This is a genomic window from Streptomyces sp. NPDC056224, from assembly GCF_042267665.1.
Classification (GTDB): domain Bacteria; phylum Actinomycetota; class Actinomycetes; order Streptomycetales; family Streptomycetaceae; genus Streptomyces.
Genome location: NZ_JBHJTK010000010.1, coordinates 79,232 through 100,514 on the forward strand (window position 1 = coordinate 79,232; position 21,283 = coordinate 100,514).

General features: G+C 69.7%; 14 protein-coding genes and 1 pseudogene. 8 read left to right on the forward strand and 7 right to left on the reverse strand.

Features of this window, described 5'->3' with window-relative positions; translation table 11 throughout:
- Positions 1–16 precede the first annotated feature (16 nt).
- Positions 17–841 (forward strand): DUF6119 family protein, encoded by an 825-nt coding sequence (locus ACFCZ1_RS15575; protein ID WP_376678810.1) that lies wholly within the window; start codon positions 17–19, stop codon positions 839–841.
- Here ACFCZ1_RS15575 and ACFCZ1_RS15580 read toward each other — a convergent pair.
- From ACFCZ1_RS15580 to ACFCZ1_RS15610, 7 genes and pseudogenes are all read right to left on the reverse strand, one after another.
- Positions 751–1,402, reverse strand: a pseudogene (locus ACFCZ1_RS15580) (RICIN domain-containing protein); the annotation flags it as partial. The gene ACFCZ1_RS15575 and the pseudogene ACFCZ1_RS15580 sit on opposite strands and share 91 nt — an antisense overlap.
- 41 nt (positions 1,403–1,443) lie before the next feature.
- Positions 1,444–3,807, reverse strand: a complete 2,364-nt coding sequence (locus ACFCZ1_RS15585; RefSeq protein WP_376678811.1) for a non-reducing end alpha-L-arabinofuranosidase family hydrolase — start codon at positions 3,805–3,807, stop codon at positions 1,444–1,446.
- Positions 3,808–4,400: 593 nt separating this feature from the next.
- Complete coding sequence (locus tag ACFCZ1_RS15590; protein ID WP_376678812.1) at positions 4,401–5,951, reverse strand: sigma-70 family RNA polymerase sigma factor; 1,551 nt, start codon at positions 5,949–5,951, stop codon at positions 4,401–4,403.
- A gap of 169 nt (positions 5,952–6,120) precedes the next feature.
- Positions 6,121–6,897, reverse strand: a complete 777-nt coding sequence (locus ACFCZ1_RS15595; RefSeq protein WP_376678813.1) for a hypothetical protein — start codon at positions 6,895–6,897, stop codon at positions 6,121–6,123.
- On the reverse strand, positions 6,894–7,424 hold the full coding sequence (locus ACFCZ1_RS15600) for a SigE family RNA polymerase sigma factor (protein WP_257553333.1): 531 nt from the start codon (positions 7,422–7,424) through the stop codon (positions 6,894–6,896). Before ACFCZ1_RS15600 ends, ACFCZ1_RS15595 begins: the two co-directional genes overlap by 4 nt.
- 128 nt (positions 7,425–7,552) lie before the next feature.
- The gene (locus ACFCZ1_RS15605; protein ID WP_376678814.1) at positions 7,553–8,506 is read right to left on the reverse strand and encodes an expansin EXLX1 family cellulose-binding protein; all 954 of its coding nucleotides are present in this window, start codon (positions 8,504–8,506) and stop codon (positions 7,553–7,555) included.
- Positions 8,507–8,652: 146 nt separating this feature from the next.
- Positions 8,653–11,301, reverse strand: a complete 2,649-nt coding sequence (locus tag ACFCZ1_RS15610; RefSeq protein ID WP_376678815.1) for an RICIN domain-containing protein — start codon at positions 11,299–11,301, stop codon at positions 8,653–8,655.
- Between the two features lie 1,579 nt (positions 11,302–12,880).
- On the opposite strand from ACFCZ1_RS15610, the gene ACFCZ1_RS15615 reads away from it, so the two are divergent.
- The 7 genes from ACFCZ1_RS15615 to ACFCZ1_RS15645 all read left to right on the forward strand — a co-directional run bounded on the left by ACFCZ1_RS15615 (position 12,881) and on the right by ACFCZ1_RS15645 (position 21,274).
- Positions 12,881–13,867 carry a LacI family DNA-binding transcriptional regulator gene (locus ACFCZ1_RS15615; protein ID WP_376678906.1) on the forward strand — a complete coding sequence of 329 codons (987 nt, stop codon included), beginning with the start codon at positions 12,881–12,883 and terminating at the stop codon, positions 13,865–13,867.
- Positions 13,868–14,152: 285 nt separating this feature from the next.
- Positions 14,153–15,136, forward strand: a complete 984-nt coding sequence (locus ACFCZ1_RS15620) for an ABC transporter substrate-binding protein (protein ID WP_376678816.1) — start codon at positions 14,153–14,155, stop codon at positions 15,134–15,136.
- Between the two features lie 73 nt (positions 15,137–15,209).
- The gene (locus ACFCZ1_RS15625) at positions 15,210–16,745 is read left to right on the forward strand and encodes a sugar ABC transporter ATP-binding protein (RefSeq protein WP_376678817.1); all 1,536 of its coding nucleotides are present in this window, start codon (positions 15,210–15,212) and stop codon (positions 16,743–16,745) included.
- Entirely contained in the window at positions 16,742–17,788 is a 1,047-nt protein-coding gene (locus ACFCZ1_RS15630; RefSeq protein WP_376678818.1) for an ABC transporter permease, read from the forward strand. Before ACFCZ1_RS15625 ends, ACFCZ1_RS15630 begins: the two co-directional genes overlap by 4 nt.
- On the forward strand, positions 17,785–18,759 hold the full coding sequence (gene yjfF / locus ACFCZ1_RS15635; protein WP_356868364.1) for a galactofuranose ABC transporter, permease protein YjfF: 975 nt from the start codon (positions 17,785–17,787) through the stop codon (positions 18,757–18,759). Before ACFCZ1_RS15630 ends, yjfF begins: the two co-directional genes overlap by 4 nt.
- 119 nt (positions 18,760–18,878) lie before the next feature.
- On the forward strand, positions 18,879–20,606 hold the full coding sequence (locus tag ACFCZ1_RS15640; RefSeq protein ID WP_376678819.1) for a ribulokinase: 1,728 nt from the start codon (positions 18,879–18,881) through the stop codon (positions 20,604–20,606).
- The gene (locus ACFCZ1_RS15645) at positions 20,603–21,274 is read left to right on the forward strand and encodes an L-ribulose-5-phosphate 4-epimerase (RefSeq protein WP_376678820.1); all 672 of its coding nucleotides are present in this window, start codon (positions 20,603–20,605) and stop codon (positions 21,272–21,274) included. The genes ACFCZ1_RS15640 and ACFCZ1_RS15645 overlap by 4 nt, the downstream gene beginning before the upstream one ends.
- Positions 21,275–21,283 lie beyond the last annotated feature (9 nt).

The window sequence follows — 21,283 nt, forward strand, 5'->3', positions numbered from 1 at the left end:
ATCCGTCCGCCGCCTCATGCCTTCTCCGGCGATCGACGACATTCTGGAGCTGCTCGAGGGCATGCCGCCCGGCAGGCGCCTGGAAGCCCTGACAGCGGGCTACATACAGATGCACCGGGACGAGGCGGGCACCGATCCGGTGAGCGCCCAGGTGAAGGCCCGCAAGTGGATCACGGCCGAGATTCCGCTCGGCGCCAGCCGCTACTTCCACCACGAAGGGCGCTGGTTCGAGATCGGGGACCAGTACCTGGAGGGCGTCCGGAGCGAGGTCGACGCCCTGCTCACCGCACCGGCCGGCTGTCCGCTGCCGGCCTGGACGACCGACCTCGCGACGGAGGAGGAATACAACCTGGAGGCAGCGAAGCGTGGTTACATCTGCCTGGATCGCCGGCTGATCAAGACCGCCCAGCATCCCCACGGTTTCGAGGCGGCGGACCTGCTCGCCGAGGACGGGACCCTGATCCACGTGAAGAGGGCCGCCTCCTCGGCGCCGCTCAGCCACCTCTTCGCCCAGGGCAGGATCTCCGCCGACGCCCTGCGCTACGACGCGGAGGCGCGCGCCGAGTTCGCCCGGCGTGTACGGGAACGGCACCCGGGACACCCGGTCGGCGACGGGTTCACCCCGAGGAAGGTCGTCTACGCCATCTCGTTCAAGAGCGGCAAGGCTCTGACGACGCAGAACCTGTTCACCTTCGCCCAGGTGTCCCTGCTGCAGGCAGCCCGTGCGCTGCGCGCCCAGGGCATCGACGTGTCTGTCATCGGGATCCACTGCTCGGCGGCGGCGTCACAGCGGTCGGCACCGCCCATGTCGGTACGCGCGTACAGCAGACCCTTCTCCTGAGGTTTGAACACCAGCCCAGTGACACAACCGCCGCCCACCACCTGGGCGTTCCGCCACGTGTCCGGGCCGGCCGCGGCCGACTGGGCAGCGGCCACCAGGCCGCTCACGCGGGAGGTGAAGGTGACGGCCTCGGAACCGCTCACCGCATCGATCCGCCACTCCGGCGAGGGGGGAGGATCCGTCGGTCTGCTGCTCGGCGACGGCCGACCGGCGGTCGCGCCGCCCGCTGTGCCAAGCAGCTTGCGGCTGTTGCGGTTCACCAGCTCGTAGTAGCCGTCCCTGGTGGACCTCAGCCGCCACTGCTGGTTGGCGGTGCTCCGGTCGGTCCACTGCTGGATACGGGTGCCGTCGGCGGTGGAGAAGCGGTTGACGTACAGCACCTTGCCGCTGCGCACCGAGACCAGCCGGTAGTAGGCACTACCGGCTGGTCTCGGCCTGCGAGTCCTCCTACACGAACAGGAAGTCCGGCACGGGGACGGCGGGCACACCGAGCGGCAGACCGGTGGCGCTCCAGCGACGGCGGTGACGCCCGCGTCGCCCGCCGGCTGTGGCGTTCTTCATCGAGAGGTGTACTCCCTGCAAATCACCGTGGATCAGGCAGGTCAGCGCTGCAGGGTGAGGACACCCGGCCGGTACGGCAGTCGGTCGTACGGGCCGCCCGCGTTGGGGGACTTGCCCTGGTAGAGGAACTGCAGGTTGCAGGGGTCGATGGTCATGGTCTGGTCGGGGTTGTCGCGGACCAGATCACCGTGGCTGATGTCGTTGGTCCAGCTGGCACCGCTGTTGGCCTTGCCGGCGAAGGGGTTGCTCTCGCTGGCGGCCTGCGGGGTCCACGAACCGCTCAGGCTGGAGGCCGTGAACGAGCGGAAGTAGCGCTGCTCATTCGCACCCCGGGCCTCGACGATCATGAGGTACTGGTTCTGGCCCTGGACCTTGTAGACCTGCGGCGCCTCGAACAGGTTCTTCGCCGTGTCGCTCATGACCGTCGTGTACGACGAGCCGAAGCTGCCCGGGAAGTTCCCGATCGGCATGCTCGCCCGGTAGATCTTGCCGTTGTCACCGGCGAAGAACAGGTACATGTTCTGGTCGTCGGCGATCAGGGTCTGGTCGATCGGGCCGGTGCCGGAGTCGGGGAGGCTCCCGGTGAACAGCGGCTGCGGCGCGGACCAGCCGTTGGGGTTGGTGGGGTCGCTCGACAAGCGGTAGCTGAAGGGCGACGCACCCCACTGGTACGCCAGCACCCAGATCTTCTTCGGCGCGAAGTAGAACAGCGTGGGCGCCACCGCGTTCTGGTTCATCTTGGTCTGGCCGGCCGACGCCATGTCCGACCAGTTCGTGAAGGGACTGAACGCCATCGAGCCGTACGAGGTTCCCTCTGCGCTCGACGCGTAGACCACGTGCTTGCCGTTGTGCACCACGTGGGTGAAGTCCTTCACCGCGGCCCACCCGTTCGACGGCTGTGCGAGGGCACCCGTCGAACTCCACTTGTACGTCGAGGGAAGAGCGCACGTGCCGCCGCCCGTCCCGGACGGGGCGGTCCACTTCTGGTTGTCGACGGACGCGCAGGAGTACAGCTGGATCTTGGTGCCGTTGGCGGTGGCCGCGCCGACGGCGTCGAGGCACAGCCCGGACTGGACGCCGGTGATCGTGCCGTTGGTGTTGATCTTCCACTGCTGGTTGGCGCCGCCGTTGCAGTCCCAGATGACCACCATTGTGCCGTTGCTGGTGCCCTTGGCCATGGCGTCCAGGCACTTGTTGCCGTAGATCATCAGCTGCTTGCCGGAAGTGTAGGTCCAGCGCTGGTTTGTCTGTCCGTTGCAGTCCGACAGCTGCGCCTGGGTGCCGTTGCCAGTGGTGGAACCGTTGATGTCGATACAACGACCGGAGGGGACGCCCTTGATCTGCCCGGTACCGGTTCCGCCGGGCGTCCCGCCCGGCCCGGTACCGGAGGCGGACTTGAGGGCGTTCATGACGGTGGTGTAGGCGGCCTTGGGGCTGCCGTTGTTGTCGAACAGCAGGGGGCTCTCGCCGCTGCGCCAGGAGTCGCTGTCACGGATGCCCCACACCGTGATGCCGGTGCACCGGGTCACGGACAGGCAGGCGTTGACCGCGTTGGCGTAGTTGGTGGACGACGCCTGGGCGATGTCCAGCTCGGTGATCTGGACGTCCACGCCCAGGGCGGCGAAGGCGGACAAGGTGGTCTGGAAGCTGGACGGCGGGCCGCCGGTCCCGAAGTGGCTCTGGAAGCCGACGCAGTCGATCGGCACGCCGCGGGACTTGAAGTCCCTGACCATGCTGTAGACGCCCTGGGTCTTGGCGTCCGACCAGTTCTCGATGTTGTAGTCGTTGTAGCAGAGCTTGGCCGAGGAGTCGGCCGCCCGGGCGGTGCGGAACGCCTCCTCGATGAAGCCGTTGCCCAGCACGTTCTGGAACACCGAGCTGCGGTGCTGGCCGCTGCCTCCGTCGGCGAAGGCCTCGTTGACCACGTCCCAGGCGTAGATCTTGCCCTTGAAGTGGGTCATCTCGGTGGTGATGTGGTTGTTCATCACGCTGCGCAGCGTGTTCGCGTCGCCGATGGAGCTGACCCAGGACGGGAGCTGCGAGTGCCAGACCGTGGTGTGGCCGCGCATGCGCTGGCCGTGTGCCATGGCGCGGTTGACGATCTGGTCGGCGGGGCCGAAGTTGAAGTTGCCGCGGGACGGTTCGATGGCGTCCCACTTCATCTCGTTCTCCGGGGTGATCATGTTGAACTCCCGGTCCGCTATCGCGGCGTACTTCGAGTCCCCGAGCCTGCCGGCGGCCACAGCGGTGCCGAAGTACCTGCCCGAGGGGGCCGCCTGCGTACCCAGGGCGGCGGCTCCGGCGGAGCTGGGCAGGAGCGTCAGGGCACCAGCCACCAGCGCCGCGGCCGACAGTCCTATCACCGCTGTTCGGCGACGCCGGCCGAGCCGGTGCAGGCCCTTCATGATTCTCCTCGGGGGCCGCGAGTCGCCCTGGGTGCCGTGATCGTGCGCGCATCGGCCGGTACGGCCTGATCCGTCGCGGGTCGGGTGCGGGGCAGGGCGTGGGCCCGTTCCTGCCTGCCGATCGCCCGGGAGGCGTGGGTGTGTCGCGTCATTGGAGCGGCTTTCTTCAGGGATACGTCAACGGGGAAAGTCGGGGGACCTGCCACGCCGGCCCGTCAAGGTGAGCGGCGGGAAGAGCACCCCACACAATGGAGGCCTCCGAACTGATGGCCTCGTAACAGAAAAGTGGCGCCGCCCGGATGATTGCCCGGTGATGCATCGCGCGGGCGAAAAGCGTTATGCCAAGCCCTGCGTTCCGGTCGTCCTGTGGAAAGGGCGCCGCCCTGATCACCAACGAGGTGTCATCGGTGGCGGTCGCGGTGATCAGCCTTCAAGCCGGTACGCCGAGTCAGCCGTCGACGAACGCGGACCGAAGCCGGTTTCGGCGCAGCACTCGGCTCGCTGCCGGGTCGAGAACAGCGTGGTGCAGGATCGTGGTGCAGGATCACCAGCTGTCACTGCGCGGGTCGGGCCACATGCTCAAGGAGCGGTTCTCAAGCCCAGGGCCTTCGCATGATGAAGGAAGCCTGGTCGGCGAAGGCCCGAGTGCCGTCGGAGCCATCGAGCCAGATGCCACCGTCGCGGTAGCGGAGGACGGAACCGGGATAGTTGTGCGCGTGCAAGGTCACCGACCCGGCGACCGCCCCGGGGTGCGGACAGAAGGTGGCGTCCTCACGGAACAGTTCGCTGCCGTCGTTGGTGCTCAGCCGTAGCCGCAGGTCACGATGGCGCAGATAGCGGCCGTCCGCGGCGAGGAAGGTGACGCACCGAGTGTCGGCCAGCCCCCCGACGACCGTGAAGGTGACCCGCTGCCGCGTCTGCGCGCTGCTGGACGCCGAGACTCGGCCGAGCGTCGCGAAGTCGCCGGCATACGTGAGGTACAGGGCGGGCTCGTCCACGGACTCCAGCGACTGTGCGCCCAGCGGAACAGTGCCCGCGACGGCCGGCGGACTCACCGGGGACGGTCCGGCCGACGTGATGGTGCTCGACGGGATCGGCGTGGGATTGCCGGCCGTGGGAGCGGCGATGACGCCGGGCACCCGATGCGCCGGTTCGGGCCAGGTCACGTAGGTGGCGGTCCCGGTGACGAGGACCGCGCCGGTGGCGAGGGCCACCAGCGGATGAGCGGTCACCGCGTGGAGTTTGCCGATCAGCAAGCTGTGCAGACTGCCTCCCCCCGTCGCCGTGCCGACGGCGACGGGTGCCGTGGCCAGCCCGGCGGCGCCGACCGCCGTACCCGACAGCAGGCCCTTGGCGGCCAGCGCGGCGATGAGCCCGGCCGGGACCGCCAGTGGGGCAAGGCTGAGGAGCAGTCGCTCGACCGGAACCCGTTCTGTCTTCGTCGCCGCGCAGACCGGGCATCCGCGGGTGTGCCGCGCGATCCGCTTGCGCCACACCGATGTACGGAGACCGTCCCAGCCGATGAGGGCCTCGTCCAACTGCGGACAGCGCGGGTCGGCCTCAAGCGCGGCAACGATCGTCCGGCTCAGTTCCAGCTGCTCGCGCATGCGTTGCAGGCGCACTCCGACGTGGGCGACCGTGAGCCCCGTCGCGGCGGCGATGTCGTCGCGGCTCAGCGAGCCGGCGCCTTCCTGCCACCACAGCGACAGCAGCACTCGATGGTCCGGGTCGAGCCACCGGCCGGCTTCGACAACCTGACGGCGCTCGTCCGACACATGCAGACGCAGAATCGTCATGTCCCCAGGTTCGGCGCCGGCGTCCGGTATCTGGTGTGCCTCGTCGATGACCGTGCTCCGGCCGGCGAAGGCGCGTTGCCGGTGCCGGTGGGTACTGATCTGGCGGAGCGCGATCGAGACCAGCCAGGACCGGAAGCTCGCCGGAGCACGCAGGGCAGGCAGGTCGCGCACCACACGCAGCAGGGTTTCCTGGACGACGTCGTCGACGTCGGCATGTCCGCTCAGCGCTCGCCCGACGATGTTGTAGAGCAACGGCAGGTACGCGGCGATCAGCTCCTCGCGCGCCCGATCGTCACCGGCCTGCGCCGCGACAACCAGCCCCGCGTGGTCCGCATCCATGAGCCTCATTCCCACCTCCTTCGACCGCGGCCGGATGTTCGCCGCGAAGGGCGTCAGCTGGTGCGGCTCCGGGTGTATCCGGAAGCCGCCGTCTTGGATCGCGCCGAGAGGCTCCTGGAGGAGGCGATCGGCTTTCGCCGCGAGGCCCCTGACTCCTCGGCCGGAACCTGGCCGGGCCTTACCGTGCCGGGGTGAACCTTCCCCAGACCGCGACGGAGCCGCCCGGGGTCTGCGTGTCGACGCGGTAGCCGTCGTCCGTGGCGTTGCGCACGCCGGTGGCGTGGTTGTACTGGCCGGCGAATACATGCTGCCCGGTCGGCACGGTACGGCCCGGTTTGAGGACCCAGCGGTAGACCAGCGCTCCGCCGGCCTCCTGAACGGTGACGATGAAGTCTTCACTCGGCAGGGTGCGCCAGTTGCCGGTGTTCTGCACGCCGCCGGTTTGGGCGATGCGCAGTTCCACGGTGAGCGAGGTGAGCGGCTGTGTGGTCTTGAGAGTGAGGTTGCTCTGGGCCCAGTAGACGGTGCTGTGCGGATCCACCGAGCCGTCCGACGACAGGGGCCCGTTCTGAACCCGGCTGCTGGGCAGCGGAGTGGGGCGCGGGCCGACCGGGGCCGTGGTGGTCGGAGTCGGGGCCGGGGCGGCGGGGGTGGTGGGAGCAGGGGGCGTCGGACGGGAAGGAAACGTCGGGGACGGGGTCGCGGGGGTGGTGGCGCTGTCCGACGGTGGCGGAGTGCGGACGATGCCCGCGACCGCGAGACCACCCGTGGCCAGGGTGGCGGTGATGGCGAGGCCTGCGAGGGCGGCCTTGGGCCAGGATCTCGCGATGGACGGTGTGCGGTGACGGACGGTGCCGTCGGCCGCCCCGCGTTCCACGCGGGCCAGCATCCGGGCGCGATCGGGCTGGTGGGCCTCGGCGGCGTCGCGCAGCCGACGGGTGATGTCCTCGTTCACCGGTTCCTCCTCCCCGCCACCAGGTCGCCGACCGCTCGTGTGCCAAGTATCCGTTCCAACTCGGCCATTCCCTTCGAGGTCTGGCTCTTGACCGTACCGACCGATATGCCCAGCGCCGCCGCGGTGTCCTTCTCCGAGAGGTCGAAGGCGTGGCGCAGCACCACGCACGACCGCTTCCGGAACGGCAGCCGGGCGAGCGCCGTACGTACGTCCAGCACGGCCGCCACGTCCGGCCCCGCCACCTGCTCCGGACTGCGGGACCAGAACAGCGCGATCCGGCGCCGCTCGCGCACCGCACTGCGGATCCGTTCCCGCGCCATGTTGGCGACCACGCCGCGAGCGTAGGCGAGCGGGTGGTCAGCCTTGCGAAGCCGGTCCCAGCGCTGCCACAGGGCGACCAGGGCATCCGCGGCGAGGTCGTCGGCCGCGTCCGTCTCGCCGGTCAGGAGATGGGCGAGACGGGCCAGTTCGGCGTAGTGGCGTTCGAAGAAGTCGTGGAACTCCGCGGACGCGTCATGAAGGAGCATCTCCCCCGGTCGCCCTCTCCCTGCTATGTGCGCGTTAACAATCGGCTCGAGCGTAACAGTGCCCGTCACCGCGGCCGGACAGTGGCCGACCGCGGGGGCAGAGCCGTGACGGTGGGTGGACGGCACGGTCAATGCCGGGCGAACTGGACGCGGGTCTGTTGCGCGACGTCCGGTTTCAGTGCGATCCCCTCGACGGTCAGTTGTTCTCCGTAAAGGTCGGTGACCCTGATCGCTCCGCCGCATCCGCTGCCGCCGGTGGAGAGGAAGTAGTTGTAGTCGGTGCGGGGCAGTTTCCGCCAGCCGCTGGCGGTCCGGAGTTCGAGCACCGCCACCGGGTTCCGATGCCCGATCACCTGGACGCCGCACCAAGAGCGGCTGGACCCGGTCTTGTACCGGATGGAGAGCGTGTCGGGCGCGGCGGGGCTCAGCAGCGTCCAGGTGATCGGGATCCGGCCGAGTGAGGGGTTCGCGAGCTTGGCGAAGGCCTGTTGGCTGAGGTCGAGTTGCCCCGGTGCGCAGGGCAGGGGGCACTCGTTGACGATCCGCACCGTGATGGAGTTCCCGTTGGCGGCGCGGACCCGCACGTACGCCCCGCACGCTTTGGCCGACTCGTAGTCGGTGTGGTTCATCGCCGCGATCATGAGATCACCGGACGGTCCGTACAGGCAGGCACCATTGCCGTCACCCGCGGCATAGGAAGTCGCGACGCCCTGGTAGCTGACCGAGGGCTTGATCCGTCCCGCCGAAGAGGCCGGCGACTCCGTGCGTGCCGGGCTGGAGGCCGAGGGCGTCGGGACACCGGCGGCTGACGGCGGGGGCGGGCTCGTGACCGTCGGCTGCGTCGATGCGGTCGCGGCGTCGGCCTCTGCTGCCGGCGACCCGGAACGGGACGGTGCGTTCGTTGGGGCAGCCGCTACGGATGCGCCGGTGGGAAGCCCGGCACCGGACCGGCTCCCGGGGAGGAGCGTGAGGGCCAGGCAGGCCAGCGCACCGACTGCCGTCACCGCCAACGGAATGCCGACGGCCGCCCCGCGTCTGCGCCGCGGCCGCGGCGCACCGTGTTTCGTTGTCCTCATGCCCATCCGTTCGGTAGATCGAGTCGACGTCGCACTAATCAGTGGCCGCCGAAGGCGAAAAGGTTGCCGCTCCGGTCCGGTCCGGTCCGGTGCCGATGTCGCCGAGACCGGGGCGGGCGCCGCGCACGGCCGCCCGCTCCGGCCCGGGGCGATCAGGACACGTCGCCGTACACCACGCCACGGCCGTAGCCGCCCAGGTAGACCCGGCCGTACACGTCCGGGTCGCCGATGATGACGGAGATGACGCTCCCGCCGAACTGGTGCTGGTCGTCGTTGATCCGGACCCAGGTCGAACCGCCGTCGATGGAGCGGAACACCCCGGTGACGCCCTTCAGCGTCCCGCTGAGGTAGAGAGCCTGGTAGGTGGCGCCCGGGGCGGGCTTGCCGAAGCCGACACCGTGCGCCTGCTGCACGCCGGCGAGCTTGTTGAAGCTCGCCCCGCCATTGGTGGAGTGCAGGAGTCCGTTGCCTCCGCCTGTGATCCACAGGTCACCGGCGACGCCCGGGGCCGCCTTGAGCTGTCCGTCACCCAGGCCGGTGGCCCGGGCGGTGAAGCTCTTGCCGCCATCGGCGCTGGCGTACAGGGTGCCGCCCTTGAGGGCGTAGAACGTGTTCGCCGACGAACGGTCGGCCACCACGGCCGAGTCCGCGGGCAGACCGGAGGCGGCCGTCCAGGTCGCACCGCTGTTCGTCGAGCGGTACGGCCTCTGGCCCGCGGGCGTCCAGACGACGGCGGCGCCGTCCGCCGAGACCGCCACGGCCCCGCCGCCCGCTCCGCGCACGGGTTCCCCGGCGAACGGCGTCCAGCCGGCCCCGCCGTCGGTCGAATAGGCGCCGTGCTGCTCGCCACCGAGACCGACCCGGACCACGAACCCCGGCTTCGCCTGGGCGAAGTCGATGCCGGTGGTGTTGGAGAACAGCGGTCCGGAGAGTGCTTTGGCGGGTACCTTGGTCAGGTCCTCGTGCCGGAATCCGCTGACGTCGCCGAGCGCACTGATCAGCGGGAGGCCCGGGGGCTTGATCAGCCCGAGGACCGCGGTCTCCTCCAGCCCCTTGGCCGGGACCGTCCAGTGCGTGGCACCCCCCTTGTCCGCCGCGGTCACGTCGTTGCTGCCCCATATCCCCGACCCGGTGCCGTACAGCACGTGCCCGGAGTCGAAGGGGTTGATGGCCAGCGCGCCCATCCAGTGCCCGATGCCCGTGCCCACGTACGGCGCAGCGGAGTTGTCCCGCACCGAGGTCGCGCCGAGCGCCTTCCAGGAGGCGCCGCCGTCGGTCGACCGGTACACCTCGTCCGAGGGCCACCAGCGGTCCAGCGTGGTGACCATCACCGTGGACGGGCGCTGCGGATCGACAGCCAGCCCGGCGAAGCCGTAACCACCGCTGGACGGTGAAATGTTCTTCCAGGCCCCGGTGGACGGCGTGTACTTCCACACGGAACCGGCCGTCACACCGTTCGGGCCCGGGGCATTGGTGTACGTCAGATACAGCGAGCCGTCACCGGACAGCACACCGTGCTGCGGCAGCTGCCCTGTGGGCTGGCCGGACACGGCCTGCCAGCTGCTGCCGCCGTCGGTGGAGCGGTACAGCGAGGTGGTCTTGTCGGCCACCCCGACGTAGATCGTCCGGCTGCCGGCCGGGCCGAAGGTCACGAAGGACAGGCCGACGCCGCTGCTCGCACCGTCCTTGACGGGGAAGGCGGCGACCTGGCTCCAGGTCACGCCGTAGTCGGTGCTGCGCCAGAGCCCGTTCTTGCGGGTGCCCAGGTAGAGCGTGCCGTGGTTGGCGGGGTCCACCACCAGCCGCTCGCCCATGGACCGGCCGTCCTCGTTGCCGCCCAGTTTGAACGGCAGGTCGGTGCGCTGGAACGTCTTGCCCTGGTCGGTGGAGCGGAGGATCGCGCCGTTGCCCGCCCAGTCATTGGTGTAGGTGCCGCTCGCGAGGTACAGGCGGTTCGGGTCGACGGGGTCGGTCGCCAGGCTCTCGATCCCGAGCAGGTTCCAGTCGGATCCACCGATCCAGTCGGTCAACGAGGTCCATTGGGCGGCGGTCGCGTCCCAGCGGTAGGCACCGCCGATGTCGGTCCGGGCGTACAGCAGGTCCTTGCGGGCGGGGTTGAAGACCAGCCCGGTGACGAACCCGCCACCGACGATCTGCGCGTTGTGCCAGGTGTACCTGCCCGAGCCGGCCGCCTTCACCAGCTTCCACTGCTGGTTGGTGCTGCCCCGGTCGGCGTACTGGATGAGCGGCACCCCCTCGCCGGTGGAGCCGCCCCACACGTCCAGCACCATGCCGTTGCTCCGGGAGACGAACTTCACCGCCCCATCGCCCACGTCCTGCATCTTCCACTGCTGCGTGGCGGAACCGTGGTCGGTCTGCTGCTCGACGGCCGCCGCGGACTCCTTGGAAGCGCCGCGCACTCCGAGGACCTTGTGGCTGCTGCGGTTCTCCACCTCGTAGTAGCCGTCCCCCGCCTGCCTCAGCCGCCACTGCTGACTCGCGGCACCTGCCACGCGGCTCGCCTGCCGTATCCAGACGCCGTCCGACGTGTCCGCCCCCGGCACGTCGAGCACCTTGTCGCTGCGGACAGAGGTCAGCGTGTAGTAGGCGTCGGCATCCACCGTCGCGGCGTTCGAATCGGCCTGCACGAACAGCAGGTAGGGGCCGAGGACTCCAGGCACGCCCAGCATCAGGCCGATCGTTATCCCGCGCCGGCGGTGGCGCCCCCGCGTACGCCGCTCACCACCAGCCGCGGCCTTGCGCCGGCTGCGGCCGTCCGCCGTGGGATCCGTCTCGTTCATGGGGGCTACTCCTTGCTTCGGCCCTGCCCCGTACAACCGCTCAGGTCAGCGGTGCGCGGCGGCATGCGGCGGGAGATCGGGCGACCCGTGGGTGTGATCGCCTTCTGGTGTGACCGTCAGTTGCCGCCGCTCCGGAAAAGGTTGCCGCCCGCCGAAGTCCGGTACCGGGCCACTGAGACCGCGTCGTTCCAGCGTCAGATCGGGGAGGGGGGAGGGCTGTCGCGTCCGTTCAGCAGCCCGCCTCGTGCGCGGCGGTTTCCGACGGCAGGCTGGGCGAAGAGCCGAGACCTCATCGGAGGGACTTCGCCAGCGTGGTTGCGCCGTTGAGCAGGTGCTCCAGCGGCCCGCGCCGAAAGAATCGGGACCAGGCCGCGGTGAACACGATGGCTGGGCCGGAGACGGCCGGAGCTTGGGGCGCTTGGCGCCCGGAGAGGAAGGCTTCGGATGTGTGTGGGGGCGACCGGGTGGGCACGGGCACGCCGCTGTGGCGGCTCCTGCCGCCTGCGGCCGTCGACGCGGGCTTGACGGCCCTCGCCGCACTCGCACCTGGATCAAGCTCTTCGACGAGAGGACCCCCGCGGCCGTGCCGGGCTGTTGCTGCGCAGGCACTCTCCGTTGACCCATCTTCTTGGGCGAACTGCGGGCCCCCGTATGGCTCGACTGAGACCCCACCCAGGCACGTTCGGCCGCCCCGTCACACTCCGCACCCGGGAGGTTCCCTGAAACACGACGGCAATCACTCAATGTCATCGCATGACTACTCTGGGGGCTGGAGTGGGCGTTGTCTGCAAAGGACCACACCCGCGCGATGAATTTCCGCCTGTCGGCGGGGGCGATTCCGCTGATCGGCGGGGTGACCACCGGCACGTTGTACTGGGACGAATCGAGACCGAGTGCAACCGCACCCGTCTGCGCAAGCACTCGGCATACAGCTACGTCACCCCGATCGAGACCCGGGCCTTGACGACTCACGATCTCACCCCGCAGCGCAACGGCGGCGGAGGATGGACCGCCAGGTCTCCTGGGGGAGGCTGCGTGAGGGCCGCTCGGTCGCGGCTCGCAGATCGAGCAGGGCGGTCTTGCCGGAGTCGCCGAGAACGAACTGCTGGTCGCTGCAGGAGGTCTCGTCGGTGTCACCACGGGACCTCTTGAGGTGCAGCGGGAGGCGAAGGTGGGGGTCGGAGAGCGCGGCGACGATGTGACGCGGACGGGACCCCGGCCGGGGACGCGGGAGAGGCGAAGGACGAGTTGTGCCGCGTCGAAAGCAGCGCCGCGGTAGCCGTCCAGGAAGAAGGTGTCGGACAGGGAGTGCAGCAGGGGGTGCCGGGGCCGCCCCGGGGGCGGACCTCGCAGGCTGCGACAGGCCATGTGATCGCGAACAAATACACTCTCGTGAGCACTCGTGAGACAGTCGTAAGGTCTGCGAAGCCCTGCGCCATCGACCGGATCCCGACAGCGGTCCAACCGCCGAGCGCCGTCACTCGTAGGCACTGAGCGGCTGTGAACCACACTGGTACGACCGATGAGGGGGCCTTGAGTGGGAACTGCAAGCACCGAGCCGGAGTCCCGCCAGCCCGTGATGGCGGATGTGGCGCGGGTCGCCGGCGTGTCCCACCAGACCGTGTCCCGGGTGCTGAACGGTGCACCGCACGTCCGGCCCGATACCCGGGACCGGGTGCTCGCCGCCATCCGGGAGCTGGACTACCGTCCCAACTCGGCAGCCCGCGCGCTGGTCACCCGCCGCTCCCAGACCCTGGGGGTGGTCAGTTTCGGCAGCGCACTCTACGGGCCCGCCTCGATGCTGGACGGGATCGAGCAGGCCGCGCGCAGTGCGGGGTACTTCGTCAGCGTCGCCAGCCTGCGTTCGCTGGACAGCCGCTCTGTACAGGAGGCGGTGGACCGGCTCCGCGACCAGGGCGTGGAGGGCATCGTCGTCATCGCGCCGCAGATCTCGGCGGTGAGCGCGGTGGCGAAGCTGTCCAGCGCGGTGCCGGTGGTCGCGGTCGGATCGGGCAGCCAGTCCCGAGTGCCGATGGTGGCCGTCGACAACGAGTCGGGGGCGCTGGCAGCCACCCGACACCTGCTCGAACTCGGGCATGCCACGGTCCACCACGTCGCCGGCCCCCCCGGCTGGCTGGAGACCAAGACCCGACAGGACGGCTGGCGCAAGGCCCTCGAGGCCGGCGGCGCCGAGGTGCCACCGGTACAGAGCGGCGACTGGAGCGCGAGGTCCGGGTACGAGGCCGGACTACGGATCGCCGAGGATCCTCTGGTCACGGCGGTCTTCTGCGCCAACGACCACATGGCCCTCGGCCTGCTCCGCGCGTTCCATGAGGCGGGACGGGCGATTCCGGGGGACATCAGCGTGGTCGGGTTCGATGACATTCCCGAAGCCGCGTACTTCGCCCCACCGCTGACCACCGTGCGTCAGGACTTCGGTGAGCTGGGACGCCGCGCTCTTGAGCTGCTGGTGGAGGAGCTGACCGGCGTCGGCCACGCCCGCAGCCACGTGCTGATCTCGCCGGAGATGGTGCTGCGGCGCAGTGCCGGCCCGGTGGCGCGTTAGCCCGCCCGCGGACGGCCTGGTCAAGATTGGGTAACGGCATGACGGTCCCCTTGTCCGTGGAATTGTGAGCGTTAACAATCTCACTCAAGCGAAACGGCACCGCTACATCCCGTTCACATGGACGGCGCGGACCGCACCGCCGCCTGCACCAACGCCGCACCGGGCGCCCATCGCCCCCGACGGTGTTTCCACCGCCTCCCGCGCCGGTCGGCCTGCCTGGTCCATCTGCCCGCGGTCGATCCGTCCGCGCCGAGAGCGGCCTCCCCACTCGAGAGGAATCCCAAGATGTCCAAGAGAGCTGCGGCGGCCCTGGTCGCCGGCACGATGGTCGCCGTTCTGTCCGCTTGCGGTTCCGGAGGCGGCGGCTCGGCCGGCGGCAAGGACTCCGGAGGGCCGCTCACCGTGGGCTTCTCCCAGGTCGGCGCGGAGAGCGGGTGGCGCACGGCCAACACCAAGTCCGTCCAGGACGCGGCCAAGAAGGCCGGGATCACGCTGAAGTTCTCCGACGCCCAGCAGAGGCAGGAGAACCAGATCAAGGCCATCCGCTCGTTCATCCAGCAGAAGGTGGACGTCATCGCCTTCTCGCCGGTGGTCGAATCGGGCTGGGACACCGTGCTCAAGGAGGCCAAGGCCGCCCACATCCCGGTCGTCCTGACGGACCGCGCGGTGGACTCCAAGGATGAGTCGCTCTATGCCACCTTCCTCGGTTCGGACTTCGTCGAGGAGGGCAAGAAGGCCGGCGACTGGCTGGTGAAGGAGTACCAGGGCAAGAGCGACCCGGTGAACATCGTGGAGCTGCAGGGCACCACCGGCTCCGCCCCGGCCAACGACCGCAAATCGGGCTTCGCCGACGTCATCAAGACGGACCCCAAGCTCAAGATCACGGCCTCCCAGACCGGTGACTTCACACGCGCCAAGGGCAAGGAGGTCATGCAGGCCTTCCTGAAGTCCCAGCCGAAGATCGACGTGCTCTACGCGCACAACGACGACATGGCACTCGGCGCCATCCAGGCCATCGAGGAAGCCGGCAAGAAGCCCGGCACCGACATCAAGATCATCTCGGTCGACGGTGTCAAGGACGCCTTCACCGCGATGAGCCAGGGCAAGATCAACGTCCTCGTCGAGTGCAACCCCCTCCTGGGCGACCAGCTGATGGACCTGATCAAGAAGGTCAAGGCCGGCGAACAGGTGCCGCGCCGGATCAAGACCGAAGAGGGCGTCTTCACCCAGGACCAGGCCGCGGCCGCCCTGCCGACCCGCCAGTACTGACCGGCCCGGTGACCAGGGGCTGCCCGGATCCGACCCGGCCGGCCCCGGTCGCGACCACGAGAGGAGGGGGCGGATGCCTGCGCACCGTGCACAGCACCCGGTCCTGGAAGTACACGGGATCCGCAAGGAGTTCCCGGGCGTGGTGGCGCTGGACGGGGTCGACTTCCGGCTCTTTCCTGGCGAGGTGCACGCCCTGATGGGTGAGAACGGCGCCGGCAAGTCCACGCTGATCAAGGTGCTCACCGGCGTCTACGCGTCGGACGGCGGCGAGGTCGTGCTGAGCGGCCGGCCCTTGCACATCCCCGGCCCGCTGCAGGCACAGGCGGCCGGGATCAGCACGGTGTACCAGGAGGTCAACCTCTGCCTGAACCTGTCGGTCGCGGAGAACATCTTCATCGGCCGTGAACCGCGCCGCCTCGGGCTCATCCACTGGTCGTCCCTCCGTCGCCGCGCCGCAGAGCTGGTCGCCGACCTCGACCTGGACATCGACGTCACCGCCCCACTGGGCAGTTACTCGATCGCGGTCCAGCAACTGGTCGCGATCGTCCGGGCGGTGGACGTCTCGGCCAAGGTGCTGATCCTGGACGAGCCGACCTCCAGCCTGGACCGCGACGAGGTGCGGCAACTGTTCGCGGTGATACGCCGGTTGCGCGATCAGGGCGTGGCGATCCTGTTCGTCTCGCACTTCCTGGACCAGATCTACGAGATCTGCGACCGGATGACCATCCTGCGCAACGGCAAGCTGGAGGGCGAGTACCCGATCAGTGGGTTGAGCCAGGTCGAACTGGTCGCCCGCATGATCGGCGGCGAACTGAGGAGCCTGGAGGAGCTGTCGGGCACCAGTCGTCACGAGCCCGCCGCCGAAGCCAGGACCACTCCGTTCCTGAGCGCCGACGGCCTGGGTCGCACCGGCGCGATCGAGCCGTACGACCTCACCATCCGGCCCGGTGAAGTCGTAGGACTTGCAGGACTGTTGGGGTCAGGGCGTACGGAAGCGGCCCGCCTGCTGTTCGGTGCCGACCGCAGTTCCCAGGGCTCGGTGCGGATCGAGGACGCCACCGTCGCGCTGCGCACGCCGCGCGCCGCGATCTCGTACGGGATCGCCTTCTGCTCGGAGGACCGCAAGAACGAGGGTCTGGTGGCGGAGTTGACGGTACGCGAGAACATCATCCTGGCCTTGCAGGCGGCCCGCGGCTGGACGCGTCCGCTCTCCCGCTCCAAGCAGGACGAGATCGCGCTGCGCTGGATCCGGTCACTGGACATCCGCCCGGACAACCCCGAGGCGCTGGTGCGCCATCTCAGCGGCGGCAACCAGCAGAAGGTACTGCTGGCTCGCTGGCTGATCACCGACCCCAAGCTGTTGATCCTCGACGAGCCGACCCGGGGCATCGACATCGGCGCCAAGGCCGAAATCCAGAAGTTGGTGGCCGCGCTGGCCCGGGACGGCATGTCGGTGCTGTTCATCTCGGCCGAGCTGGAGGAAGTTCTGCGGCTCAGCCACCGGGTGGGCGTGCTGCGGGACCGCCGGCTGGTCGCCGAGCTGCCGAACGACGGATCGCTCACTCCCGAGCGCATCATGGCGACGATCGCGAGCGGAGCCCGGTCATGACCAAGCACCGCCTCTTCTGGCCCGCCACCGTGCTCGCGGCCCTGTTGCTGGCCAACGTGCTGTTCACTCCGGACTTCTTCGCGATCCGGGTCAAGGACGGGCACCTGTACGGGAGCCTGATCGACATCCTCCACTTCGGCGCCCCGCTGATCCTGGTGGCGCTGGGCATGACGCTGGTCATCGCGACCAGCGGCATCGACCTCTCGGTCGGCTCCACCGTCGCCATCGCGGGCGCGCTGGCCTGCCTGCACATCAGCGGCGCGGCCGACCCGGCAAGCCCGGGCACGGTGTTCGGCGCCGTCGCCATCGCCCTGGCGGTGGCCCTCGTCCTGGGGCTGATCAACGGCGTACTGGTGGCGGGGGTCGGTGTCCAGCCGATCATCGCCACCCTCATCCTGATGGTGGCCGGACGCGGTGTCGCCCAGCTGGTGACGGACGGCCAGATCGTCACCGTCACCAGCGAGCCCTACAAGCTGATCGGCGGCGGTTACTGGCTCACCATGCCGTTCGCGATCCTGCTCGCGGTCGTGGTGGTGCTGCTGACGTCGCTGCTGACCCGGCGTACGGCGCTCGGGCTGCTGCTGGAGTCGGTCGGCGGCAACCCGGTCGCCAGTCGCCTGGTCGGCATCCGGGCGATGGGCCTGATATGCCTGGTGTACGTCTTCAGCGCGCTGTGCGCCGCGGTCGCCGGGCTCATGATCAGCTCGAACGTCTCCAGTGCGGACGGCAACAACGCCGGGCTCTGGATCGAGCTGGACGCCATCCTCGCCGTGGTGGTCGGCGGCACCGCGCTGACCGGCGGGCGGTTCTCGCTCGGCGGCACGGTGATCGGTGCGCTGATCATCCAGACCCTGTCCACCACCGTCTACACCATCGGCATCCCGCCGGAGACCACCCTGGTCTTCAAAGCCTTCGTGGTGATCGCGGTCTGCCTGATCCAGTCACCCGCCTTCCGGGCCAAGGCCGCGCGCCGACGGGCCCGGACCGGGCGCGGCCCGACGCCGCGTCCGCTGACGACAGAGAACACGGAGGTGGGGGCATGAGCGCGATCACGGCAGCGCGTGGCCGCGCGTACATCCCGCTGCTGGTCACATCGGCCCTGCTGATATCGATGTTCGGTGCCGGATCCGTCCAGTACGACGGATTCTTCTCCGGGCAGGTGCTGCTCAACCTGCTCATCGACAACGCCTTCCTGCTGGTGGTCGCCATCGGGATGACCTTCGTGGTGCTGACCGGAGGGATCGACCTGTCGGTCGGCGCGATGGTCGCACTGTCGACGATGATCTCCGCCTGGCTGGTGGAACAGCACGGCTGGCCGCCGTTGCTGGTGATCCCGCTGGTCCTGGCAGTGGGGACGGGCGCCGGGCTCGCGATGGGGTGGGTGATCCACTCCTTCGAGATCCAACCGTTCATCGTGACGCTCGCCGGCATGTTCCTGGCCCGTGGCCTCTGCTACACGATCAGCATCGACTCGATCTCCCTCACCGACCCGGCCTATACGGCCTTCGCCCAGACCCGGATCCCCCTGCCCGGCGACCTGTTCGTCTCGCCGAGTGTTCTGATCGCGGTAGGTGTGCTGGTGATCGCGTTCGCGGTCCTGCACTACACACGGCTGGGCCGGAACGTGTACGCGCTGGGCGGCAGCGAGCAGTCGGCCCGGCTGATGGGGCTCCCGGCCGGGCGGACGAAGATGGCCGTGTACGCCGTCAGCGGCTTCTGCTCGGCGCTCGGGGGAGTATTGCTGACCTTCTACATGCTCTCCGGCTACGGGCTCCACGCGGTGGGCCTGGAGCTGGACGCGATTGCGGCCGTGGTGATCGGCGGGACGCTCCTGACCGGAGGGTCCGGATACCTGCTCGGGACCGCGCTGGGGGTGCTCGTGCTGGGCCTGATCCAGACCGTCATCAGCTTCCAGGGCACGCTCAGCTCCTGGTGGACCAGGATCGTGGTCGGCGGCCTGCTGTTCGTCTTCATCCTGCTCCAGCGCCTGATCGCCGGCCGTCGCAAGGTCTGACCGGCTTAAGGCGAGCCCGGCCTTGACAGGCTGATTGTTAGCGCTAACAATCCCCGGGCGATGCCCCGGCGGCATCGCTGCGCCCTCTCGGGGCTCCGTACGAAGGATGTGAAGTGACCGTGACCCATCCCCCCCAGACCGCGGAGAGCCATGTCGTGGGTGTCGACTTCGGCACTCTCTCCGGCCGGGCCGTGGTGGTCCGCGTCCGCGACGGCGAGGAGGTCGGCTCCGCCGTCCACGTGTACCCGCACGGCGTCATCGAGCGTGAACTCCCCACCACCGGTCAGCCCCTGCCGCCCGACTGGGCCCTCCAGCACCCCGAGGACTGGCGCGAGGTGCTGCGCACCGCCGTCCCCGCCGCAGTGGCCGCGAGCGGCATCGACCCGGCCGCCGTCATCGGCATCGCCACCGACTTCACCGCCTGCACCGTCCTCCCCGTACGGGCCGACGGCACCCCGCTCGCCGAGACCGCGCTGGGCGTTCGCCCGCACGCCTGGCCCAAGCTCTGGAAGCACCACGCGGCCCAGGGCCAGGCCGACCGCATCAACCACCTCGCCCACCTGCGCGCCGAGAAGTGGATCTCCCGCTACGGCGGCAAGATCTCCGCCGAATGGCAGTACGCCAAGGCGCTCCAGGTTCTCGAAGAGGACCCGGACACCTACGCCGCCACCGAGCGCTGGATCGAGGCCGCGGACTGGATCGTCTGGCAGCTCGCAGGCGTCGAAACCCGCAACACCTGCACGGCGGGATACAAGGGCATCCACCAGGACGGCCACTACCCCAGCGAGGACTACCTCGCCGCCCTGCACCCCGATTTCGCCGACTTCGCGCGCACCCGGCTGGAGCATCCGCTGTCGCCGCTGGGATCGCGGGCCGGCTCCCTCACCGCCGAGGCGGCCTCCTGGACCGGGCTGCCCGAGGGCATCGCCGTCGCCACCGGCAACGTCGACGCCCATGTCGCGGCCCCTGCCGCCCAGGCCGTCGAGAACGGCCAGCTGCTCGCCATCATGGGCACCTCCACCTGCCACGTCGTCAACGGCCCCGCCCTCGCCGACGTCCCCGGAATCTGCGGAGTCGTCGACGGCGGCATCGTGGAGGGCGCCTACGGCTACGAGGCCGGGCAGAGCGCGGTCGGCGACATCTTCGCCTGGTGGCTGCGCCAAGGCGTGCCGACCCACTACCGCGCAGAGGCCGAAGCCACCGGCGAGGACCTGCACCAGCTGCTGTCCCGCAAGATCGCCGACCAGCCCGTCGGCGGCCACGGCCTGGTCGCCCTCGACTGGATGAACGGAAACCGCTCCACCCTCGTCGACCACCACCTCTCCGGAGTCATAGTCGGCCTCACCCTCACCACCCGCCCCGAGGAGATCTACCGCGCCCTTCTGGAGGCCACCGCCTTCGGCACCCGCACCATCATCGACGCCCTGGAGCAGGGCGGCGTCCCCGTCACGGAGTTCATCGTGACCGGCGGGCTGAAGAAGAACCCCCTGCTCATGCGGATCTACGCCGACGTGCTGCGCCGGCCCGTCTCCCTCGCCGAGTCCGCCCAGGGCCCCGCCCTCGGCTCCGCCATCCACGCCGCCGTCGCCGCCGGCGCGCACCCGGACGTACGCACAGCGGCCGCCGCCATGGGCCGCGTACGCCGCGGAGTCCACCAACCGGACACCGCGCGCGCCGACGCCTACGACCGCCTCTACGCCGAGTACCGCACCCTGCACGACCACTTCGGCACCGGCCCCGACAAGCTCCTCCACCGCCTCCGCGCCATCCGCAACGCGGCGCTCACCGCCCCGCGAACCGACCCCGAGGCCACCCCGGCCGCCCAGAAGAGCGAGGTCCGACCATGAGTTCCCCGATCGATCTGCTGCGCCGCCAGGTCAGCGACCTCCACCAGGAGCTGGTCCGCTACGGCCTCGTCGTCTGGACGGCCGGCAACGTCTCCGCCCGCGTCCCCGGCGAGGACCTGATGGTCATCAAGCCGAGCGGCGTCTCGTACGACGAGCTGACGCCCCGGAACATGATCCTCTGCGACCTGGACGGCGAGGTCGTCGAGGGCGACCAGTCCCCGTCCTCGGACACCGCCGCGCACGCCTACGTGTACCGCCACATGCCCGAGGTCGGCGGAGTGGTTCACACCCACTCGACGTACGCGAGCGCCTGGGCCGCGCGCGGAGAGGCCGTGCCCTGCGTACTGACCGCCATGGCCGACGAGTTCGGCGCCGAGATCCCCGTCGGCCCCTTCGCGCTCATCGGCGACGACTCCATCGGCCGGGGCATCGTCGAGACCCTCCGGGGCCACCGCTCGCCGGCCGTCCTGATGAAGAGCCACGGCGTCTTCACCATCGGCAAGGACGCCAAGGCCGCCGTCAAGGCCGCCGTGATGTGCGAGGACGTCGCCCGCACCGTCCACATCTCCCGCCAGCTCGGCGAACCCCTGCCGATAGCGCAGGACGACATCGACCGCCTCAACCACCGCTACCAGAACGTGTACGGCCAGCAGCCCGCTGCCCGCTAAGGAGACCCA

Bases quoted from the DNA above. Each gene is read 5' to 3' on its own strand.
- ACFCZ1_RS15575 (WP_376678810.1), top strand. From the start codon at position 17: ATGCCTTCTCCGGCGATCGACGACATTCTGGAGCTGCTCGAGGGCATG.
- ACFCZ1_RS15585 (WP_376678811.1), bottom strand. From the start codon at position 3,807: ATGAAGGGCCTGCACCGGCTCGGCCGGCGTCGCCGAACAGCGGTGATA.
- ACFCZ1_RS15590 (WP_376678812.1), bottom strand. From the start codon at position 5,951: ATGAGGCTCATGGATGCGGACCACGCGGGGCTGGTTGTCGCGGCGCAG.
- ACFCZ1_RS15600 (WP_257553333.1), bottom strand. From the start codon at position 7,424: ATGCTCCTTCATGACGCGTCCGCGGAGTTCCACGACTTCTTCGAACGC.
- ACFCZ1_RS15605 (WP_376678814.1), bottom strand. From the start codon at position 8,506: ATGGGCATGAGGACAACGAAACACGGTGCGCCGCGGCCGCGGCGCAGA.
- ACFCZ1_RS15610 (WP_376678815.1), bottom strand. From the start codon at position 11,301: ATGAACGAGACGGATCCCACGGCGGACGGCCGCAGCCGGCGCAAGGCC.
- ACFCZ1_RS15615 (WP_376678906.1), top strand. From the start codon at position 12,881: ATGGCGGATGTGGCGCGGGTCGCCGGCGTGTCCCACCAGACCGTGTCC.
- ACFCZ1_RS15620 (WP_376678816.1), top strand. From the start codon at position 14,153: ATGTCCAAGAGAGCTGCGGCGGCCCTGGTCGCCGGCACGATGGTCGCC.
- ACFCZ1_RS15625 (WP_376678817.1), top strand. From the start codon at position 15,210: ATGCCTGCGCACCGTGCACAGCACCCGGTCCTGGAAGTACACGGGATC.
- ACFCZ1_RS15630 (WP_376678818.1), top strand. From the start codon at position 16,742: ATGACCAAGCACCGCCTCTTCTGGCCCGCCACCGTGCTCGCGGCCCTG.
- yjfF (WP_356868364.1), top strand. From the start codon at position 17,785: ATGAGCGCGATCACGGCAGCGCGTGGCCGCGCGTACATCCCGCTGCTG.
- ACFCZ1_RS15645 (WP_376678820.1), top strand. From the start codon at position 20,603: ATGAGTTCCCCGATCGATCTGCTGCGCCGCCAGGTCAGCGACCTCCAC.